The organism is Limnobacter parvus (assembly GCF_024623725.1).
Taxonomy (GTDB): Bacteria; Pseudomonadota; Gammaproteobacteria; order Burkholderiales; family Burkholderiaceae_B; genus Limnobacter; species Limnobacter parvus.
In genome coordinates this window covers 499940-518412 of the sequence record NZ_JANKHG010000017.1, presented here as the reverse complement: position 1 = coordinate 518412, position 18473 = coordinate 499940, and the positions used below count along the sequence as shown (strand labels likewise).

Genomic DNA, 18473 nt, shown 5'->3' with positions numbered 1-18473 from the left:
CTCCTTGAATTACACCAGCAAGGTTCTGTAATAGGTTTTCACATGCTCAGAGAGCTGATAACCCTTGGCTTTTTTCTCAGTGCCTTCAGCAGCCGCTTGCTCTGCCACTTCAGGCTGTTTGCTAACCACCAGTGCAGCACCGGCAGCAGCTACGCCCACACCAGCGCCTACCAGGAATTGGCGTCTTGCTAGCTTGGGTTGGTCTTGGCTTGTTATTTTCTTGGTCATCTCATCACCTCCAATCAAACGGCACTTTCAAAATCGAAAGACTGTGTTTCAACATCAAAGAACACGCGAGCCAAGCGGCCCACGGTTTTATAAAAATCGGTATTGGCTGCTGCCTCAATGTCATCGGCCATCTGGGTGTACCAAGTGGCCATGTGGGCATGGAAGAACGCGCGCTGCTCGGGAAACGCAACGGGCGGATCATCGGCCAGAATCAGGTAGCGCATTACTTCACACAAAAATGCAATGTGGTCTTCTGTCTCAACCAAGGCTTCGTCACGGGTCAGTCCGAACTTGGCCAAATCGTCGCGTAGCAACACAAGCGGCTTTTCGTTCAGAAAACCAGACATGTAATAAGAGCCATACAACATGACTTCAGGACGACCGACACCAATAAAATTATCGACAAATTCCTGATTGATTTTCTTGGCATCGAATTGAGTAACTGCGCGAATCAGCTCAGAAAACTCAAAACCCAAGGGGGTTGTGATATCGAGGGTCGCGCGATCTATTTCACGAAATTTGGCCAAAAATTCGTCGGTCACATTGCCAGAAAACAATTGCGAAAGCAGACCGTAAAAATCGGCGCGGGCCCAGTCTTCACCAGCAATCAGGTTGTCGTCTTGTTGCGCTGGGGCGATCATTTCTTCACCTCAAAAATGGTCATTTCGTCTTTGGCGCTGTACATGTCGGTAACACGGCAATCGGCGCACATTTTCAGGCGATTGGCATTGCGTTCAAACATGCTGTGTGCGCTCAATTTGGCGAACATGTTGTCAATCATGTGCTTGGTGCCAAAAGCCTTGCCACAGCTAATGCAGTGGAAGGGTTGCGATTCATTCAACACACGCTTTTCACGCGCAGCCGGGCCTAGTAACAACTGGGGCACCAGCTCCATGGCATTTTCAGGGCATGTTTCAACGCACAGGCCACACTGGACGCAATTGCGTTCAATAAAGCGCAATTGCGGCATTTCAGGATTATCGATCAATGCAGACGCCGGGCAAGCGCTGGTACAACTCATGCACAGGGTACATTTGTCTTTGTTTACCATTACTGCACCAAAGGGCGCTGCAGCCGGCAAGGCGATAGGCTCTGCGAAACTTAAACTTGCATGCTTTTGTGCATGTTCCGCAAGGTGATCAACTGCAAACTCCATGCGAGTGCGCTTGTTCGATGACATCTCGAAGCTTGCAGGCAAAACCCCCGTTGCGTTTAACTGACTTGGCTCAAACAATTGTTCGGTTTGGCCAATATGCAACAAACGCACACGACGCTGCAGGCCAATGGATTCAAGCAAGGTGTTTACCCACTCCACCTGCGCGCTTAATGGCTCGCTATAATGGCTGGCTTCCACTGCAGACTGCATAATGGTGATTCGATCTGCACCAAAAGCCAACGCAGACAACCAGAGGTCTGGCCCGACACTAGCGCTGTGATTCAATTCAAGGGGCAACAGGCTGAAATCTGAGACAGGTGTTTTGCTTGACGCTGGCTTGCTGGCTTTTTTGGCTGCTTCAAGCCAATTGTGCTCAAGTTCAGGACCGTGAAAAACCAGTTCCAACTTCTTCCCTTGATTGGCGCGAAATGCCTTAACCGCGGTTTTTACTGCACGCCCCTGAATGGTGGCTGGGCTTAATGCAAATTGAATCGCACCTGTTGGGCACACGGTGGTACATGCGCCACAACCCAAGCACAAATGCGGGTTCACTTCAATTTTTTCACCGGCAGACTTTATCGCCTTGGTGCTACAAGCATCAATACAGTTGTTGCAACCGTCTTTGTTGGATCGGCTGTGTGCACAAATGCCCTGCTTGTACTCGAAAAACTTGGGTTTTTCAAACTCACCGACTGTTTGCACCGCATCCAGCATGGCTTCAAGCATCAGTTGCTCGCTGTCGCCCACATGCCAGTAGCCCAGGGGAGCTTGGCGGTCTGCAAACAAACCCGGCATGGTGCAATCGATCACCATGTCATATTCACGGGCCGATACCGAATTCATGTCACCAAACGAAATGGCTTTAAATTCGCCGCAAGCCTTGATACAAGCACCGCTTTGGTCGCAACTGTTTAAATCGATGGTGAATGAATCTTTTGAAATGGATCCAGTTGGGCAGGCATCGACACAAGCGCCACAACGCGTGCACATTTCCATGTCCACAGGGTTGATTTTGCGTGTGGAAAGTGAAAAAGCACCCAAATAGCCTTCAGCGGACTCAACGCCCAATGCCAGCACATTCAAGTTACGCTTGCTGGGCAAGACCACCCCGGTAGGGTCTGCGGTCAGCAGGTCTACGGTCAGGTTGTTGGCAAGGGTCTGAGCATGGTGCAGCTGTTTGTCATTCTTGGCCACAATGGCCACGCGGCCTTGCGATTTAAACAATACCGCAGGAACAGGCTCAACCTGAAAATCAGTTTCATATGCAGCAAGAGCGGCCAATGTAGCCACCGCGTCGAGCGATGACTGTGCAGAGGGCTGTCCGCGCATTAAGCCGCGAAGATTAACAAACTCGATGTTTTGAACCGCAGCACCTTCAGCAACCGATTCGAAGACCGCTTGCTCTTGGGTACAACCGACGAAACAGCGGGCGCCGCTGGTTTTGTTCTTGGAATCAAGGATTGTGGTGATCCCGTCGCGACACGCGCGCTGGGCAGACAAAAAGCGTATACCGTCAACTTTGGCGTTTTGCAACGCCTTGTCAACCATTTCGCCACTGCCCTGGCAACCACACACAAACACATCCGAGTTGGTCATCTGCTACTTCTATTTTGGTTATTTGTTATTAAATTGCAAAACTTGTGCCAAGCAACGCCCAGAAATTTTCTTATTTAGAATCATTGCACTAGAGAGCCGCGCTTGCGCCCAATAACTAAGGGTGGTGCATTTTGTCTGTATCGATCTGGGCAAAAGGTATGACAAAATGTACCAAATCAACGTGGTTTTTGCTCAAGGTTTTCAAACGATCGTTCTTCTATTAATTGTTCAGAATCAGCCACTTGCAAACCATCAGGGATTACCCTAGGCCCTTCTGGCTCTTCATTCTCGGCCACTGCCAGTGGCTTCTCAACATTCGGTTTGTCCAGCACATTCTCATCCACCTCAACCGGGTCTTGAACCGTCGAAACCAACTCTTTCACCTTGGTTTGTATGTCTTCGGTATTCAACACATCCAAGTCAGGTCGACTTAAAAGCTGCTTGGAAAGAGTCATTTTTCCAATGTCTTCCTGGGTAAGCGGCGTGAACTTGTTGTAGTCATCGATGTAGATATCAAGACCATCCATCACATTGAACTCTGGTCGAGAGAACAGGGCCTTGAAGGCCTTGTTTCGGAGCTCTGTGGACACCTTTTCCACCATAAATGCTTTGATGTCCCCACCTTGTTCCACCGCCAGAAGGTCCGCCTCCGTTGGCAAGGGCAATTCCGGTGGCGGGGTAGCCTGCAGCGACTCGGTGTCGACTACAGCATCATCGGCGGGTAACTCGGCAAGTTGACGGGCCTCGGTGACTTGTTGCAAGGGCGAGGACTCGGCAAGTTTTTCCTGCTCTCGCGCTTCCAGCTTTCTCTTAGACCAACGGCTTAAAAAATTGTCACTCATCGCTTATCCACGCTCTTCGGGTTTCAGAAAGGATTGTGGGCGCCGCCGTTGTTTTGGCTCAGGCTGGTATTTTGCCTCCACCAACTCGCCCAACCAGCGCGCAATGGGAGCGGGCATGGGCAACGTTTGAACTTCCTCATTTGAATCCATCAGCCGTGCAGCTTCGTCGTAGCTCAAAGTTGCTTCGAAAACAGTGGGCATTAAATTTTTGTTGTCCTCCGGATAGCGCACACCAAAAAAGACGAAAGGTGTGTCGTTGTCCAAATTCAAGAAGTAACCTTGCAACTGGTCTTGGAACACCTGTGCGGTCAGCGTTTGAACGCCCTCTTCCTCAGCTTTGGGCATTGGCACATCTGCGGGTCCCATTTCAATAACCTGCCAACGAAACGGCTGCCAAGGCGACTTTTGCGCAACCTTGCCTATTTTTACATTCAAAGCCAGTTCAGCCAGCACCAAAAAATTTGCACTCAAAAAACACCTCTGCGAGTTGCCCGTGCCCGTCAGTAAGGGCACAATTCATGGTTAATAGATTAGAAGATACAACACAAGTATCACAATAGGAGTTTGCCCCATGGGGCGAGGGATTGAACGATGACAGACCGAGTTATTCAACTGGTCCAAGACAATTCGCGCGTAATTCCACTGAATTTCAGCGAACCGCACAATCAAGAAGTACCCGCAAAAGATCATTTCAATCGCAGGCTTCATGACTTGCGCATTTCTGTCACGGACCGCTGCAACTTTCGCTGCGTGTACTGCATGCCCAAGTCAATATTCGACAAAGACTATCAGTTTCTGCCGCACAAGGATTTGCTCAGCTTTGAAGAAATCGAGCAAGTGGCCCGCCAATTTGTGGCGCTTGGCGTCGAAAAAATTCGCCTGACCGGCGGCGAACCCCTGCTTCGCAAACACATTGAAATTTTGATTGAACAACTTGCGCGCCTGCGTACACCTGGCGGCAAACCAGTTGAAATCACCTTGACCACAAATGGCACCCTGCTTCGAAAGAAGGCCAAAATCCTGAAAGAAGCAGGTCTGACCCGTGTCACGGTAAGCCTCGATGCAATCGATGACGCAGTGTTCAAGGCAATGAATGATGTGGATTTCTCGGTTGATGAAGTATTGGATGGCATTGAAGCGGCCTATGAAGCCGACCTGGGCCCGGTGAAGGTCAACATGGTGGTAAAAGGCGGCATGAACGATGACCAAGTGCTGCCCATGGCCAGCCATTTCAAGGGCAGCCCACACATATTGCGCTTCATAGAATACATGGATGTGGGGAGCAGCAACGGCTGGAAAATGGACGAGGTGGTGCCTTCAGCACGCATCATCAACATGATCTCGCAGGGGCTTTCACAACTGCAAATGGTGAACCCCAACTACACCGGCGAAGTGGCCGAGCGCTGGAAATACAGCGATGGCAGCGGTGAAATTGGTGTTATTTCCTCAGTTACCCAGGCGTTCTGCAAAGACTGCTCGCGCATTCGTTTGTCCACTGAAGGCAAGCTGTACACCTGCCTGTTTGCGAGCAAAGGCCATGATCTGAAACCCTTGATTCGGTCCGGTTCCGAAGCGGCGCAAATTGACGAGCAACTGAACCACGCCATCCGGAATTTGTGGTCTGTTCGCGCAGACCGGTACAGTGAAATTCGTACCGGAAACACAATCCAACCCAAAGACAGAATTGAAATGTCGTACATCGGTGGTTAAAGGCATGGCAACACACATTCAAACCACCGACGCGAGCATACCCAGCACAGTCGAAATTACCGCCACCAACGAACGTGGCGAACAAGTGTCAGTTCAAATTTCAGGTGAGCATCCACTGACGCTTTATTTCGACAAAAAAGAGCTGCTTACCATCATGACCCTGGGCGCACAACCGGAAGCCTTGGCCTTGGGCTGGTTAAGGAATCAGCGCCTTGTTGCAGACCCTTCTGAAATTGCCGCAATTCATGTGGACTGGGAAACGGAAAGCGTTGCAGTCACTTCAACTGTGCTGAAAACCACGGGCCAAACGATTTGGGAAACTACAGAGAAAGCGCAGAAGCTGGAGAAGAAAACGACCACTTCAGGCTGCGGGCAAGGTACTGTGTTTGGCGACCTGATGGAAGACCTCGACAAGGTACAACTAAGCAACGCATACAGCTTGTCGCAAGACGTGTTGTACGGCGTGATGGACCATGTACGAAAACACGAATCGATTTACAAGCAAGCCGGTGCGGTGCATGGCTGCGCGCTGTGTTCCAACAGTGGCGAAAATCGCGGAGAAATTCTGCTGTTTGTTGAAGATGTTGGGCGTCACAATGCAGTCGATGCAATTGCAGGCCAAATGTGGTTGCATGGCATGACTGGCGAAGACAAGATTTTCTACACCACCGGACGCCTAACTTCCGAGATGGTCATTAAATGCGCGCAAATGGGCATACCCGTTTTGGTGTCGCGTTCAGGGCTTACGCAAATGGGCTACGAAATTGCTCAAAAACTAAACATCACTATGCTGGGGCGCTGCCAAGGCAAACATTACCTGCTGTACACCGGGGCGCATCGGTTCAACACACTTCACGACACACTATACGCATGAGCATTTCTTTAGACGATATAACCGGGGTAATTCTGGCCGGCGGCATGGGTCGCAGAATGGGCGGCATTGACAAAGGGCTGCGCAATTACAAAAACGCGCCATTGGCCTTGCACGCCATGATGCGCCTAAGTAACCAGGTTGGCAGCATCTGCATTAACGCCAATCGGAATATCGGTGTTTATGAAGGGTTCGGGGTCGAAGTGGTGTGCGATATTCAACCCGACTATGCAGGGCCACTGGCCGGCATGCAGGCGGCATTAAGCAATGCAACAGTACCGTTTCTGGTTACCGTGCCCTGTGATGTCCCCGCCTTCCCGACTGACTTGGTGAAAAAGCTCAGCGAGCCATTCGAAAACAATGTGAGTTTGATGTTGACTGTGGCGGCGACCAAAGGCCGCCATCACCCGGTGTTTTGCTTAATGCGCACTGAACTGCTGCCCAGCCTGGAAGAATTTCTGCGCAAGGGTGGAAGAAAAATTGATGCGTGGTATGCCAACATTCCTCACCAGGCGGTTGAGTTTGGTGATGAAGCCGCATTCCACAACGTAAACACCCTTGAAGAACTCAAAGAACTTGAACAGAAATCCTGAGTGGTAAAAGTAAACAATGCAAACTGATTTTCAAACCGTTGACCAGGCCCGGCAAAGTATTCTTGATCAACTCAAGCCGATCACAGGTACACGCACGGTTGCAATTCGCGAAGCGCTTGATCAGGTTTTGGCCTTTGATGTCCTTTCGCCAATTAACGTACCCGCACACGACAATTCAGCGATGGACGGCTACGCCTTAAATGGCACCTGCATTCAAACCGCGGGCATGACTTCCCTGAAAATGGTGGGCACAGCCTATGCAGGCAAGGCCTTCAACGGCACATGCAACACAGGCGAATGTGTGCGCATTATGACGGGCGCGGTAATGCCCCCCGGGTGCGACACTGTGTTGATTCAAGAAAACGCGACCGTGAATGGCGACACCATCAGCTTTCCGCCGGGCGCTGTGAAAGCAGGCGACAACCGCCGATTGGCAGGCGAAGATTTGACCGTGGGCAAGCCCGCCCTGCCCGCTGGCAAAGTACTTCGCCCCGCTGATTTGGGCTTGCTGGCCTCATTGGGTATTGCGGAAATTGCGGTACGTAGAAAGTTGCGTGTGGCGTTTTTTTCAACCGGCGATGAATTGCGTTCGCTGGGCCAGGCGCTGGACGAAGGCTGTGTGTACGACAGCAACCGATACACCCTGTATGGCATGCTGACCCGCCTGCGCTTTGTCGAATTGCTCGACATGGGGGTGGTACATGATTCCCCGGAAGCACTTGAACAAGCCATGCTGCAGGCCATGGAACAAGCCGACGTAATTCTTACCTCGGGAGGAGTTTCAGTCGGCGAAGCCGATTTCACCAAAGAAGTGATGGAAAAGCTGGGCAGTGTGAATTTCTGGAAAATTGCAATGCGCCCGGGTCGCCCCATGGCTTTTGGTCAGGTTCAAAATAAAGCCAATGGCGATTCCGCCTATTTGTTTGGCTTGCCGGGCAACCCGGTTGCGGTCATGGTGACCTTTTACGCTTTTGTGCGCGATGCCCTTTTCAGGCTGGCCAGTGCACGCAGCTTGCCGGTGCCCATGGTGACCGCCAAATTGGCTCAGGATGTGCGCAAGCGCCCTGGCCGCACGGAATACCAACGAGCACGCTTGACAATGGAAAACGGGGTGCTGACCGCACACATGACTGGCTCGCAGGGTTCGGGTATTTTACGCAGCATGTCGGAATCGGATGGCCTGCTGGTGCTGGAACATGCACAGGGCGACCTGAAAGCTGGTGAAACGGTTCTGGCCTTGCCCTTTGAGGGTTTGCTGTAAGGCTTGGACTAATCGCATAGGGTGATACCCCCATCAGGTGGAGTGAACCAAGTGAGTGATTTTCAGGGCTGAATGCAAACGCTACCATGGGCGCTCTTGATTTCAGGCCCCTGACATGCTCCAAGATCCACGCCCAATAAAACCGCTGCAACACGCACTGTGCGAGGTTCTGGAAAATCTTGGCATTGAATTCCTGCCCAGCCAGTGGCAAATGCAGGAAGCATTGCTTGAACCGGCTGAAGAAGCCGAGCTCGCACAACTGCAAGCATATCTAAAGGCTTGCAATATTCCCCACCGTATTTTCAATGGTGTGGAACCCCAGGAAATTCAGCACTTGGGGCCCAATACCATTGCAATGACCCACACTGGGCAACCCGGATTGCTCAAGGACCTGGAAAGTACCGGCAAACCGACAGTGTCATTGTTGTGGGCACTGCAAATTGAGAGTGGCAACACCAAAAAGCAACCCTCGAAACAGGCAATTTTAGAAGAACAGGCACCTGCAAGTTTGTGGGACTTCTGGCGCAAATTGCGTGAAAGCAAATGGCTGCGTGAAGCACTGAATTTTGAAAATGGCAGCTTCAAACCTGTTATTTATGCATCCCTGTTGATCAATATTCTTGCGCTGGCCGGCCCGCTTTTTTCATTGCAGGTGTACGACCGAATTATTCCAAACCAAGCCTATGCATCCATGGCCGCCCTGCTGCTCGGCGTTGCAATTTGCCTGGGCTTTGAACATGCACTGAAACATGCCCGCCACCGTTTAATGGAAATTGCGGCCACATCCATTGATACGCGCTGCACTGGGCGCCTGTCGCAATCGTTGCTGAATGTACCGATTCACAAAACCGAACCCACCATACTGCTGCAACACCTTCGATCGTTTGAACACCTTCGGGAATTAATTACCGGTGTGTTTTTGCTGGCACTCATCGACCTACCGTTCCTTGTGCTGTTTCTGGCCGTTATTGGTTTGATTCACCCTTTGTTTCTGTTGCTGGCAGGCGGTGTAATTGGCCTGACCTTGCTGTTTGTAGTCAGCTCACACCGCAGCCTTTCCCGCTTGGGGCAAATCCAGATGAAGCAATCGCGTGAAACCCAAAGCCAATGGCTGGATTCACTTGCGTGCCTGGACAACATTCAGGCCCATGGTGTGCAGCAAGCGCACAGCAAACTGCTGAACAAGCTCCAATTGAAAGCGCGCATGGGCGGCAATGCGGTGCGCGATCAATTGTTTCTGGTCAACCAGCGCATTCACCTGCTGCAGCAAGGCAGTTGGGTCATCACGATTGCCATGGGTGTTGTTTTAATTGTTGAAAAGCAAATGACTGTGGGTGGCTTGATCGCTGTGTCCATGCTGACCATGCGGTGTTTTGCGCCAATTCAGAAACTTCAGGGCCACTTGGTTCAAACCCATTCAGCACAGGCAAGCTTTGAAGAACTTGACAAGTTTTTGGGGCAGGAAATTGACACTGCCAATGCGCGCTCAGCACTTCCTTCGATTGAGCATTTGTCGCTGGACTCTGCCAGTGTATTAAAGCCCGGGCACACAGCGGAATCAGGTCAAGCTTCAAGTTTCATTTTGCGCTCGGTCAGCATGAATTTGCCTGCAGGTAGCCGCATCGGCATTATTGGCCCCACTGGTTCAGGCAAAACATCGGTGTTGAAAGTACTTGCGCAGCAGCTGCAATGTGACCAAGGCACTGTTGCGGCCAATCACTTGTCGATCGATCACTACCACCCCGGTGAATACAGCAGCAAAGTGGGCTACGCATCACAACCCCCGGTATTAATCAAAGGCAGCCTTTTAGACAACATTCGTTTCATGCGCCCACAAATTGACACCACCAATTGCTGGAAAATTTTGCAAGAACTTGGACTAAAGGATTGGGTAGAACAACACCCCGATGGCCTGCACATGCAAATTGAAAGCCAAGGCAACAATTTATCTTCTGGCCAAAAACAGGCCGTGTCGCTGTGCCGCGCACTGGCTGGCGAACCACAACTTGTACTGCTGGATGAACCTACAGTTTGCCTTGATCAATTCATGGAAAACAAGCTGGTTCAGTACCTTCAAAAACTTGGGGACAAAACCATTCTGGTGTTCACCACGCACAAGCTTTCTTTGCTGGCCTGCGCTAATTCACTGGTGTTGATGAATCAAGGGCAAATTCACAGCCAGGGCCCCAAACCGCAGGTGCTTCATGATGCAAATGCACTTGCCAAAAACCGTGAACAGAAATCGCAGGCCTAATCATGAAAATCAAACCTAAATTAAAGCAAGTCAAAAACTGGTTCATGGGCCGAAGCGGTGAATATCACATGCCCGCAGAAGCGTCTCTGGATCAATCACGTCTGTGGGCAGAGCAGCAAGTACTCACCAAGCGCCTGGTGCACTGCTGCGCCTTCACCCTGCTGGCACTACTGGCTTGGTCAGCGATTGCCACAGTTCCCCAAGCAGCGCATGGGGAGGCACGCGTGGTGCCCTCTCAGCGCCTGCAAGTTATTCAAGCAGTAGACGGCGGCATTATCAATGATGTCTTTGTGCGTGAAGGCCAACTCGTAAAAGCAGGCGACAAGCTGGTGCAAATCGACATCACGCGTTTTTCTTCCAGCCTGAAAGAAAAAGAAGCAATTGATGCCTCATTCAAGTTTCGTGAAGCGCGCCTGTTGGCCCAACTCAACAAGACCGCACTGGAACTTCCTGAAGAACTCAGCAAACTATTCCCGGAAATGTACTCGCAAGAATCCAAGTTGCTTCAAAGCAAGATGCAGGAATGGGACGCTCAAACTCAGATTTATGAACAACAACTAGACCAGCGGCAACGGGAACTTGATGAAGCTCAAAGCAATGCAGCCGCGGCCAAGCGCAGCTTGGTAAGTGCTGAACAAGAACTGGCCAGTATGCGGCCTTTGTTAAAAAGCGGCGCTGTGTCGCCCATTGAAGTACTTCGGCTTGAACGGGATGTGTCAAAGGCGCGTGGCGACTTCGAAGGCAGCAGCGCACAAACCAACCGGTTGTATTCTGCAATTCGGGAAGCCCGGCAGAAAATTGAAGAAACCCGACTGAAACAGATTAACGAGGCGCGCACGGAATTGTCTGAAGTTAAGGCAAGGCTCGCCAGTCTTGAGCAAAACCAGATCGAACTAAGTGACCGAGTAAACCAAGCCACCTTGAAAACACCTGTGGATGGGTTGGTGCAGCGCATTTTGTACAACACGCGTGGCGCTGTAGTGCCCGCTGGTAAAGAAGTAATCGAAATTGTGCCAATTGATGAACAATTGGTATTTGAAACCCGAATCAACCCCAAAGACATTGCCTTCATACGGCCGGGTCAAAAAGCCAACATTCGGGTTACCGCGTACGACTATTCAATTTACGGTGCACTGGAAGGCACTGTAGACAGTATTTCTGCGGACAGTTTAATCGACGAATTCGGTCGCCCCTACTTCAGTGTCAAAGTGACTGTGCCACGCTTGGAAGTGAATGAAAAAGTGCGACTGATGCCAGGCATGGTGGCCAACGTCAGCATCGAGACTGAAGACCGAACCGTGCTGTCGTATCTCACGAAGCCGATCGTACGCGGCTCGATACAAGCTTTTACGGAACAATAAAATATCTCGGCTTGGGTTCCATAACTACAAAGAGTTAACTCTGCATCCTCCTGATCGAATCACCTGTTTTGCGCACAGGTAATTTGGAACCAAACTCGCGAGTCGGTCACTTATCAATGACACCGCACCCGAGGATTACGAGGATTAGTATGAGCGAAAAGCCAGTTGTAAATGCCCAAGAATGTGACCCAAGTACGCTAGGATTGGCCAGAAAGCCACGCCCTGCGATGAAGCGCAAGCCGCAAACTGAGGTGGTTGTTCAACTTGGCCCCTTCACCGAAGGGCAAATTACTGCGCCTGAAATGGTACGCCCGCTTGAGGGTCCGACTGAATGGTTGATTAATCCCAAAACCGGCGAGATCGTTCCTTTCGATGCAGGTACGCCCCCGGAAAAAGATGTCATTCGCAAATACATCACCGTCGGCGCACAAGACAACGACGTGCCCGAAGACCTGCCGAAGCTCAGCGAAGGTTATGTGATCGAGCGTGTAAACCAGGAGCCATTGCCCAGCCTGGATGGTACTGTCGGCGAAAATGGCGTGGATACAGTGCGCGTGGTTGAGAGAGAAGGCCCGGCAAGCGTCGATTGCGAAAGCACACCACCGACTCCACCAGTCAATGAAAATGAAGAACCACCACCCGTTGAACCTCCACCTGTCGACCCCCCTCCCCCGGTAGATCAAGAGGAGGACTGCGAATGCCCACCCCCCCCATATTGCCCACCACCTGCTGAAGAACCCGAGGTTTGCGACCCCCCCCCCCCATATTGTCCGCCGGTGGATGAGCAGGAAGAATGCGAAACGCCTCCTGAAACACCGCCGGTGACACCACCTGTAACGCCCCCGCCCATGAATCCACCCGTGGACGAACAGGAGGAATGCGAGCCGGTCCCACCCCCTTATTGCCCTCCAGTGAATGAGCAAGAAGAATGCGACACACCCATTGATGCAGTAAACGATTGCGCCACGACGCAGAAAAATTGCCCAGTGACAATTGACGTGATGCAAAACGACATTGGTTGCGGCGACATGGAAATTACTGAAGCTTCAGCAGAAAACGGTTCAGTTGAAATTAAAGACGGCAAATTGCATTACACGCCCAACGAAGGCTTCTGCGGTGAAGACGTAATCAGCTACACCATCGGCGATGAAAACTGCATGACTGACACAGCACACGTGTACATGACTGTTGAGTCTGGTTACAACTCGGGTTCAGACAGTGTTTGTGATGATATCGCCGGTGAAAACTCCAATGCAGATTGTCCCACCGACTATTCCCAGAACGACGGCAAAACCAATATGCATGACCACGAGTATTCGTCGGAATCCTACGAGTCATCTAGCGACTCACTTTTCGCAGATGCCAACAGCAAACTGCAAGAGATTCTTGACAGGGTCAACAACGTAACAGAAAGCAAGGCTGGCTGGAGCAGTAACTTCGGCCCAAACAGCATGGAAGCTTCTGCCTGTGCACCTGCTGAAGAACCAGCAGCAGTTTGCTGATGCAATTTATTAGACGAGTCAACATGAACAAACGCACCACACCCAATACATCCTTGAAAATCCTGCCCTCGGCGATTTTGCTGGCGCTGTGCGCCTTCAACATGCCATCAGGCTGGGCTCAGGAAAGCCAAGCGATCCCTGAAGTACAAACACTGTCTCCGGTGGAAAACACACCTGAACCAGCCGCGGCAAGCACGGATCTCAACCCACTGCAACAAAGCGTTATAAGGGGTTTGCAAAACAGCCCCTCGCTCGATGCAGACGTGCATGCACTGGAAGCACAAATGGAAGAAGCGAATGTGGTGTATGGCACCCTGCTTCCAACAGTTGATGCCCGTGGCTCGACAGGTCGTGAACGCACTACCATCGATGACACAAATTCACGTACCTACAACGCCAATTCCTACGGTATTGAAGCACGCCAGAACCTGTACAACGGCTTTGCATCGCATGCCAGGTACTTCGCGGCGCATTCAGGTGCCATGCAAAGCTACTACCGCTACCTGAACAAGGCCAACCAGGTTGCTTTTGATGCATCCAGTTCGCATGTGGATGTATCTAGGTTTCAGGCGCTAACCCGCCTTTCGGAAGACAACCTGAAGTACCACCAAGAATTGATGAACCGCATCGAAGAAAAGGTGAAAAGTGGCGTTACTCGCCAGTCTGACCTAGAACAAGCGCGCAGCCGTTACACATTGGCACTGGGGAATTTGGCCACCGAAAAGGCAAATACATTTTCGTCGATGGCCAACTACCAGCGAATTACTGACAGCGTATGGCCGGTGAATGAGGCTGGTGAATATGTGGTCAACGCCAACTTCGAAGTTGAAAACAAGGAAAGACTGGTTTTCGCTTTGAACAACCACCCCTTGCTAAAAGCCTCGAACGCATCAATCAGTGGTGCCAAACAAGAGATAACCGCCGCCAGTGAGGGCTTTCACCCCCGTATCGACTTGCGCGCAAAAACGGACATGTACAGCAATTACCTGTCAACTTTCGATGAACGCCAAATATCATCAATTGACCTGCTGGCCTCGATCAACCTGTACCGCGGTGGCGCCGACACTGCCTCGCGCAACGCTGCAATCAAACGCCGCATGCGCAGCCTGGATGACAAACTTGTTGTGTGCCGGGCAATTCGTCAATCCACGCAAACGTCTTTGTTCGACGTGGTTAGCTCACAGAAGAAGCTGAACTACTTCCGTGAACAAGCGGCAGCAATTACCAAAGCACGTGCAGCTTACGAGCAGCAGTTCGCAGTAGGCCGCCGTAGTTTGCTTGACTTGTTAAGCGCAGAGAACGAGTACTACCAAGCTCAGCGCGCGTTGATCAATATTGAGGCTGACTTAAGTATTTCAAAATTGAAATTGCTTGCGGCAACCGGACAACTGATTACGCTTTTTTCTGTGGATGAATTGGTGAATGCCGATGAACCCACAAAGCGCAACGTTTTACTTTACAAGCAACAAGCTGAAAACGGTGCGGAAGCTGATGGCTGCCCGGCAAGCTTAATTAATCTTGAAGACTTCGATTTGCCAAACATCGGATTTGATGAGGCTTTGAAATCAGTGGATGCCAGCCAAAGCCTTGCACCCATTGAATTGGCGCAGCTTGATAACGGCGTTGCAGGCCAAAAAGTTGCTTCGTTTGGAGATCCTGCTGAAGTATCAAAAAGCCTGATCGACAAAACAAATTCGTGGGCGAAAGCGTGGGAAAACAAAGATGTGAACAGCTACATCGCTTTTTACGCACCGAACTTCAAACCCGAAGAAGGCAGCTATGAGTCTTGGGTCAGCAACCGCAGGGAGCGAATTGCCAAAGCCCAACAAATTAATATCGACATTGCTGACCTGCAGGTCGTGCCGAGCTTCGACAAGCCGGATGAGTATGAAATCAGTTTTGTTCAGGACTACCGTGCGAAGTTTTATCAGGAACGATCAAAGAAGGTGTTGACCTGGAAAGAAAGCAAAGGGGTTTGGCAGATTATTCGCGAACAGAACATGCCCATGAGCGCCATGACAGGTCCAAACAAGAAAAACATGAATTTGGCTGAAGCGCCAACTGAGTAAATAGTCGACTAAGCCTGACGGCAACGCACTTTAAACTGAAAGGCTGTGGGCCAAAACCCGCAGCCTTTCATACATCACGCATTTGGAAAGGCTCAAACTGCCTGCCTCAGAAAAAATACCGAAACCGGGTTTGTTCACACCTTCCCGAAAGTTATCCAATGCATCAAACTCACCGCCCTGTTGCACGCCACCAGCACTGACACGGCTTGCACGTACTACACCAACTCCGTTTAACAGCAATCGGCGCAACGCCGGTACACATACATCTGGAATGTTTCCATGCCCAGGGGCTGCAACTACCACAGACGCTGGCTTTCGGTTCAACAGGTCATTCAATTGACGCAACGCCGCATTGCCGGGCGTGCAATACACCACAGGTACTTCCATGGCTTCAAACAAAGGATGTTGGCTGGCATTTGATTCGAATAACAGTGAGTACTGGCCCTGCAAGCCCAGGTCGTCGGGTGAATTCAAACCAGTCCAGTTGACAAGCCATTGCGCATCAGCGGGCACTGAATAAGGACCATCAAATACATCCAGGCCCGAAGTGCTTTGTTTTTCAACACAATGCGCTGGTGTAAAGAGACCCTGCATGACCAAACCGAATGGAATTTCGTTTTGGCTTGCTTCCACACATTGAATCAAAAAATCAAGGGTCTTCCCAATGTTGGAGGGCCCATCGGCCTGGTCATGATCGGATGGCAGCATGGCGCCAGTGAATAAAACCGGTTTATTCATCAAGTGCGAGGGCAGCGTCAGGTGCAGAAAATACAACGTGTCTTCCATCGTATCGGTGCCATGGGTCACAACAATTCCGTCAACTTCGGAAGACTCTAGCAGACGAATCAGTACTGCTCGCAATTGAAGCATGTGCGCCAACTCAATGTTTTGGCTGCCAATGCTGAAAGGCTGTTCGAAATGCCACTGCGCGCGGCGCAACAAACCGGGAATGGCCATGACCAAACTTTCACCGCTGCGCCTGGCTGAATCGTAGGCATAGATATCGCCCGCGGCACTGGCCTCGGTCAATTCACCCGCGATGGTACCGCCAGTGGCCACAAAAGCCACTCTTGGCAAGGAATCAATTGTTTGCGGTCGCATCATCGTCATCCAGCAGGTCTGGCTTTGAGTCTTTGAATCCTAGAACGCTGAGCGCATCTTTCTCGGGCAATTCGTCCACACCCTTCAACTTGCGTTGCATGGCGCGGGAACGTATTTCGGCACCTTCAATGTTCTTGGCTGCTTTCTCGAGCGTGTCGCGGGTTTTGGCCAGAATGTCGCCAAACTTGCTGAACTCGGTCTTCACGGCACTCAGCACAGTCCACACCTCGCTTGAACGCTTTTCCAATGCCAGGGTTTTAAAGCCCAGCTGGAATGCATTCAGCAGCGTGGTCAAGGTAATTGGGCCAGCCACAGTAACGCGGTGAACGCGCTGCAAATCGTCAACCAGGCCGGGGCGCTTCACCACTTCGGCATACAAGCCTTCGGTGGGTAAAAACAAAATACCGAAATCGGTGGTGTACGGCGGGGCAAGGTATTTGTCTGCAATGGTTTTGGCTTCCGCGCGGATGGCCATTTCAAGGGCCTTGGAAGCCACGGCCACGCCGTCAGCATCCGCGCGGTCAAAACACTCCTGCAAGCGTTCGTACTGCTCTTTTGGGAACTTGGAATCAATGGGCAGCCACACAGGTTGATCTTCTTCTTTGCCGGGCAGGCGCACTGCAAATTCCACGATGTTGTTGCTACCCGGCACGGGTTTGATGTTGCGGCCAAACTGCGAGGGCGTCAGCATTTGCTCAAGCAGAGCTTGCAACTGAACCTCGCCCCAAGTGCCGCGACTTTTTACGTTGGTGAGTACGCGTTTTAGGTCGCCCACGCCAGTGGCCAGGGTTTGCATTTCACCCAAGCCTTTGTACACCTGCTCCAGACGCTCGCTGACCTGCTTGAACGATTCGCCCAAACGGGTTTCAAGCGTGGCATGCAATTTTTCATCCACAGTTTTGCGCATCAACTCCAGCTTGCTGGCATTGTCTTCTTGCATGTCTTTCAATTTTTGCTCAACCGACAAGCGTATTTGAGTGAGCTGGTCTTGAATTAGCGTATTGGTGCGGTGGAGAGTTTCAGAGAATTGGTTCAGCTTTTCAGATTGCAACTGGTTACCTTGGGTGAACTGCCCCACGATTACCTGTTGCAAACCGTGCGCAGCCTGCTGGCTTTCCGTGCGGGCCTGCGCAAAAGTTTGTTGCAATAACTCGGCTTGCTTGCTTTGCCTTGATTCAATGTCCTGGTTCAACAAACGCAACTGTTTACCAAGTTCTTCAGAAACAAAACGTTGCTGCACCTGGGTGTCCATCACTTCGTCCAGATTGGCCAACACTTGCTGGCGAAACTGGGCAAATTCAGCGGAGCTCTCTGCGGACATCTTTCGATACACCGCCCACAAACCCAACAACACCAACACGAGCAATACCAGCACAGCCCAAATCAAAGTACTTTCAAATCCGCCTGCCAATGAAGCCTCCATGAACTTATTCGCCCTTGATGGAAATGGTGCTTAGGCCCTTAGCGCTGCCCTCGGGGTCGGGCTGGTTTCGCATCCAGTCGGCGGTGCGGAAAAATGAAAGCATCAAGCCCTCGATTACTTTTTCAGGCAATGCCATGGCGCGCAGGGCATTCACCATGCACAGTAGCCATTGATCGCGGTCTTCGCTGGAGATGGGAAACGGCATGTGGCGCATGCGAAGGCGCGGGTGACCAAACTGTGGAGAATACAAATCGGGGCCACCCAACCAGCCGGACAGAAACAAGTAAAACTTTTCGCGGGAATGATCCAGATGCATGGGGTGTAACTTGCGAATACGCTCGAAGTTGGGATTTTGGTCCATCTCGTCGTAAAACAAATCCACCAGCTTGCGCACACCCACCTGCTGGTCTTCTGGCGTGTTGCCGAAGTAAACGATGGGTGCAACCGGTGATTGGGGTTCCGCGTCGTTGTGTGTGCTGGTGGAATCGTTGTTGCTCATGGAATTG

The 18473-nt window shown here is 51.3% G+C and carries 16 protein-coding genes; 8 read left to right on the top strand and 8 right to left on the bottom strand.

All coding sequences use genetic code 11. The features are described 5' to 3' along the window. Positions 1-9: 9 nt before the first annotated feature. The 5 genes from NSP04_RS09535 to NSP04_RS09515 all read right to left on the bottom strand — a co-directional run bounded on the left by NSP04_RS09535 (position 10) and on the right by NSP04_RS09515 (position 4293). Positions 10-228 carry a twin-arginine translocation signal domain-containing protein gene (locus NSP04_RS09535; protein ID WP_257512097.1) on the bottom strand — a complete coding sequence of 73 codons (219 nt, stop codon included), beginning with the start codon at positions 226-228 and terminating at the stop codon, positions 10-12. Positions 229-242: 14 nt separating this feature from the next. Next, positions 243-869 (bottom strand): TorD/DmsD family molecular chaperone, encoded by a 627-nt coding sequence (locus NSP04_RS09530; RefSeq protein WP_257512096.1) that lies wholly within the window; start codon positions 867-869, stop codon positions 243-245. After that, on the bottom strand, positions 866-2980 hold the full coding sequence (locus NSP04_RS09525; RefSeq protein ID WP_257512095.1) for a 4Fe-4S binding protein: 2115 nt from the start codon (positions 2978-2980) through the stop codon (positions 866-868). Before NSP04_RS09525 ends, NSP04_RS09530 begins: the two co-directional genes overlap by 4 nt. 176 nt (positions 2981-3156) lie before the next feature. Beyond that, positions 3157-3822 carry a DUF3306 domain-containing protein gene (locus NSP04_RS09520; protein ID WP_257512094.1) on the bottom strand — a complete coding sequence of 222 codons (666 nt, stop codon included), beginning with the start codon at positions 3820-3822 and terminating at the stop codon, positions 3157-3159. 3 nt (positions 3823-3825) lie between these two features. Further along, the gene (locus NSP04_RS09515; RefSeq protein WP_257512093.1) at positions 3826-4293 is read right to left on the bottom strand and encodes a DUF3305 domain-containing protein; all 468 of its coding nucleotides are present in this window, start codon (positions 4291-4293) and stop codon (positions 3826-3828) included. A gap of 120 nt (positions 4294-4413) precedes the next feature. On the opposite strand from NSP04_RS09515, the gene moaA reads away from it, so the two are divergent. The 8 genes from moaA to NSP04_RS09475 all read left to right on the top strand — a co-directional run bounded on the left by moaA (position 4414) and on the right by NSP04_RS09475 (position 15443). Beyond that, the gene (gene moaA, locus NSP04_RS09510) at positions 4414-5532 is read left to right on the top strand and encodes a GTP 3',8-cyclase MoaA (RefSeq protein WP_257512092.1); all 1119 of its coding nucleotides are present in this window, start codon (positions 4414-4416) and stop codon (positions 5530-5532) included. Positions 5533-5536: 4 nt separating this feature from the next. Further along, positions 5537-6406, top strand: coding sequence for a formate dehydrogenase accessory sulfurtransferase FdhD (locus tag NSP04_RS09505; protein WP_257512091.1), 870 nt, complete (start codon positions 5537-5539; stop codon positions 6404-6406). Then, positions 6403-6996 (top strand): molybdenum cofactor guanylyltransferase MobA, encoded by a 594-nt coding sequence (gene mobA, locus NSP04_RS09500; protein ID WP_257512090.1) that lies wholly within the window; start codon positions 6403-6405, stop codon positions 6994-6996. The genes NSP04_RS09505 and mobA overlap by 4 nt, the downstream gene beginning before the upstream one ends. Before the next feature lie 16 nt (positions 6997-7012). Continuing rightward, positions 7013-8257: a molybdopterin molybdotransferase MoeA gene (moeA, locus tag NSP04_RS09495; RefSeq protein WP_257512089.1), complete on the top strand. Its 1245-nt coding sequence runs from the start codon at positions 7013-7015 to the stop codon at positions 8255-8257. 115 nt (positions 8258-8372) lie between these two features. After that, entirely contained in the window at positions 8373-10511 is a 2139-nt protein-coding gene (locus NSP04_RS09490) for an ATP-binding cassette domain-containing protein (RefSeq protein ID WP_257512088.1), read from the top strand. Between the two features lie 2 nt (positions 10512-10513). After that, positions 10514-11872, top strand: a complete 1359-nt coding sequence (locus NSP04_RS09485) for an HlyD family type I secretion periplasmic adaptor subunit (RefSeq protein WP_257512087.1) — start codon at positions 10514-10516, stop codon at positions 11870-11872. Positions 11873-12021: 149 nt separating this feature from the next. After that, positions 12022-13374 carry an Ig-like domain-containing protein gene (locus tag NSP04_RS09480; RefSeq protein WP_257512086.1) on the top strand — a complete coding sequence of 451 codons (1353 nt, stop codon included), beginning with the start codon at positions 12022-12024 and terminating at the stop codon, positions 13372-13374. A 23-nt stretch (positions 13375-13397) separates the two neighbouring features. Continuing rightward, the gene (locus tag NSP04_RS09475) at positions 13398-15443 is read left to right on the top strand and encodes a TolC family outer membrane protein (RefSeq protein ID WP_257512085.1); all 2046 of its coding nucleotides are present in this window, start codon (positions 13398-13400) and stop codon (positions 15441-15443) included. Between the two features lie 30 nt (positions 15444-15473). On the opposite strand, the gene NSP04_RS09470 is transcribed toward NSP04_RS09475, so the two are convergent. From NSP04_RS09470 to NSP04_RS09460, 3 genes are read right to left on the bottom strand one after another with little or no spacing between them, the layout of a single operon-like run. Next, complete coding sequence (locus tag NSP04_RS09470) at positions 15474-16547, bottom strand: asparaginase domain-containing protein (protein WP_257512084.1); 1074 nt, start codon at positions 16545-16547, stop codon at positions 15474-15476. Next, the gene (locus tag NSP04_RS09465; protein ID WP_257512083.1) at positions 16525-17967 is read right to left on the bottom strand and encodes a DNA recombination protein RmuC; all 1443 of its coding nucleotides are present in this window, start codon (positions 17965-17967) and stop codon (positions 16525-16527) included. Before NSP04_RS09465 ends, NSP04_RS09470 begins: the two co-directional genes overlap by 23 nt. Positions 17968-17971: 4 nt before the next feature. Beyond that, positions 17972-18466, bottom strand: coding sequence for a group II truncated hemoglobin (locus NSP04_RS09460; RefSeq protein WP_257512082.1), 495 nt, complete (start codon positions 18464-18466; stop codon positions 17972-17974). Positions 18467-18473: the final 7 nt, after the last annotated feature.

Bases quoted from the DNA above. Each gene is read 5' to 3' on its own strand.
- NSP04_RS09535 (WP_257512097.1), bottom strand. From the start codon at position 228: ATGACCAAGAAAATAACAAGCCAAGACCAACCCAAGCTAGCAAGACGC.
- NSP04_RS09530 (WP_257512096.1), bottom strand. From the start codon at position 869: ATGATCGCCCCAGCGCAACAAGACGACAACCTGATTGCTGGTGAAGAC.
- NSP04_RS09525 (WP_257512095.1), bottom strand. From the start codon at position 2,980: ATGACCAACTCGGATGTGTTTGTGTGTGGTTGCCAGGGCAGTGGCGAA.
- NSP04_RS09520 (WP_257512094.1), bottom strand. From the start codon at position 3,822: ATGAGTGACAATTTTTTAAGCCGTTGGTCTAAGAGAAAGCTGGAAGCG.
- moaA (WP_257512092.1), top strand. From the start codon at position 4,414: ATGACAGACCGAGTTATTCAACTGGTCCAAGACAATTCGCGCGTAATT.
- NSP04_RS09505 (WP_257512091.1), top strand. From the start codon at position 5,537: ATGGCAACACACATTCAAACCACCGACGCGAGCATACCCAGCACAGTC.
- mobA (WP_257512090.1), top strand. From the start codon at position 6,403: ATGAGCATTTCTTTAGACGATATAACCGGGGTAATTCTGGCCGGCGGC.
- moeA (WP_257512089.1), top strand. From the start codon at position 7,013: ATGCAAACTGATTTTCAAACCGTTGACCAGGCCCGGCAAAGTATTCTT.
- NSP04_RS09490 (WP_257512088.1), top strand. From the start codon at position 8,373: ATGCTCCAAGATCCACGCCCAATAAAACCGCTGCAACACGCACTGTGC.
- NSP04_RS09485 (WP_257512087.1), top strand. From the start codon at position 10,514: ATGAAAATCAAACCTAAATTAAAGCAAGTCAAAAACTGGTTCATGGGC.
- NSP04_RS09480 (WP_257512086.1), top strand. From the start codon at position 12,022: ATGAGCGAAAAGCCAGTTGTAAATGCCCAAGAATGTGACCCAAGTACG.
- NSP04_RS09475 (WP_257512085.1), top strand. From the start codon at position 13,398: ATGAACAAACGCACCACACCCAATACATCCTTGAAAATCCTGCCCTCG.
- NSP04_RS09470 (WP_257512084.1), bottom strand. From the start codon at position 16,547: ATGATGCGACCGCAAACAATTGATTCCTTGCCAAGAGTGGCTTTTGTG.
- NSP04_RS09465 (WP_257512083.1), bottom strand. From the start codon at position 17,967: ATGGAGGCTTCATTGGCAGGCGGATTTGAAAGTACTTTGATTTGGGCT.
- NSP04_RS09460 (WP_257512082.1), bottom strand. From the start codon at position 18,466: ATGAGCAACAACGATTCCACCAGCACACACAACGACGCGGAACCCCAA.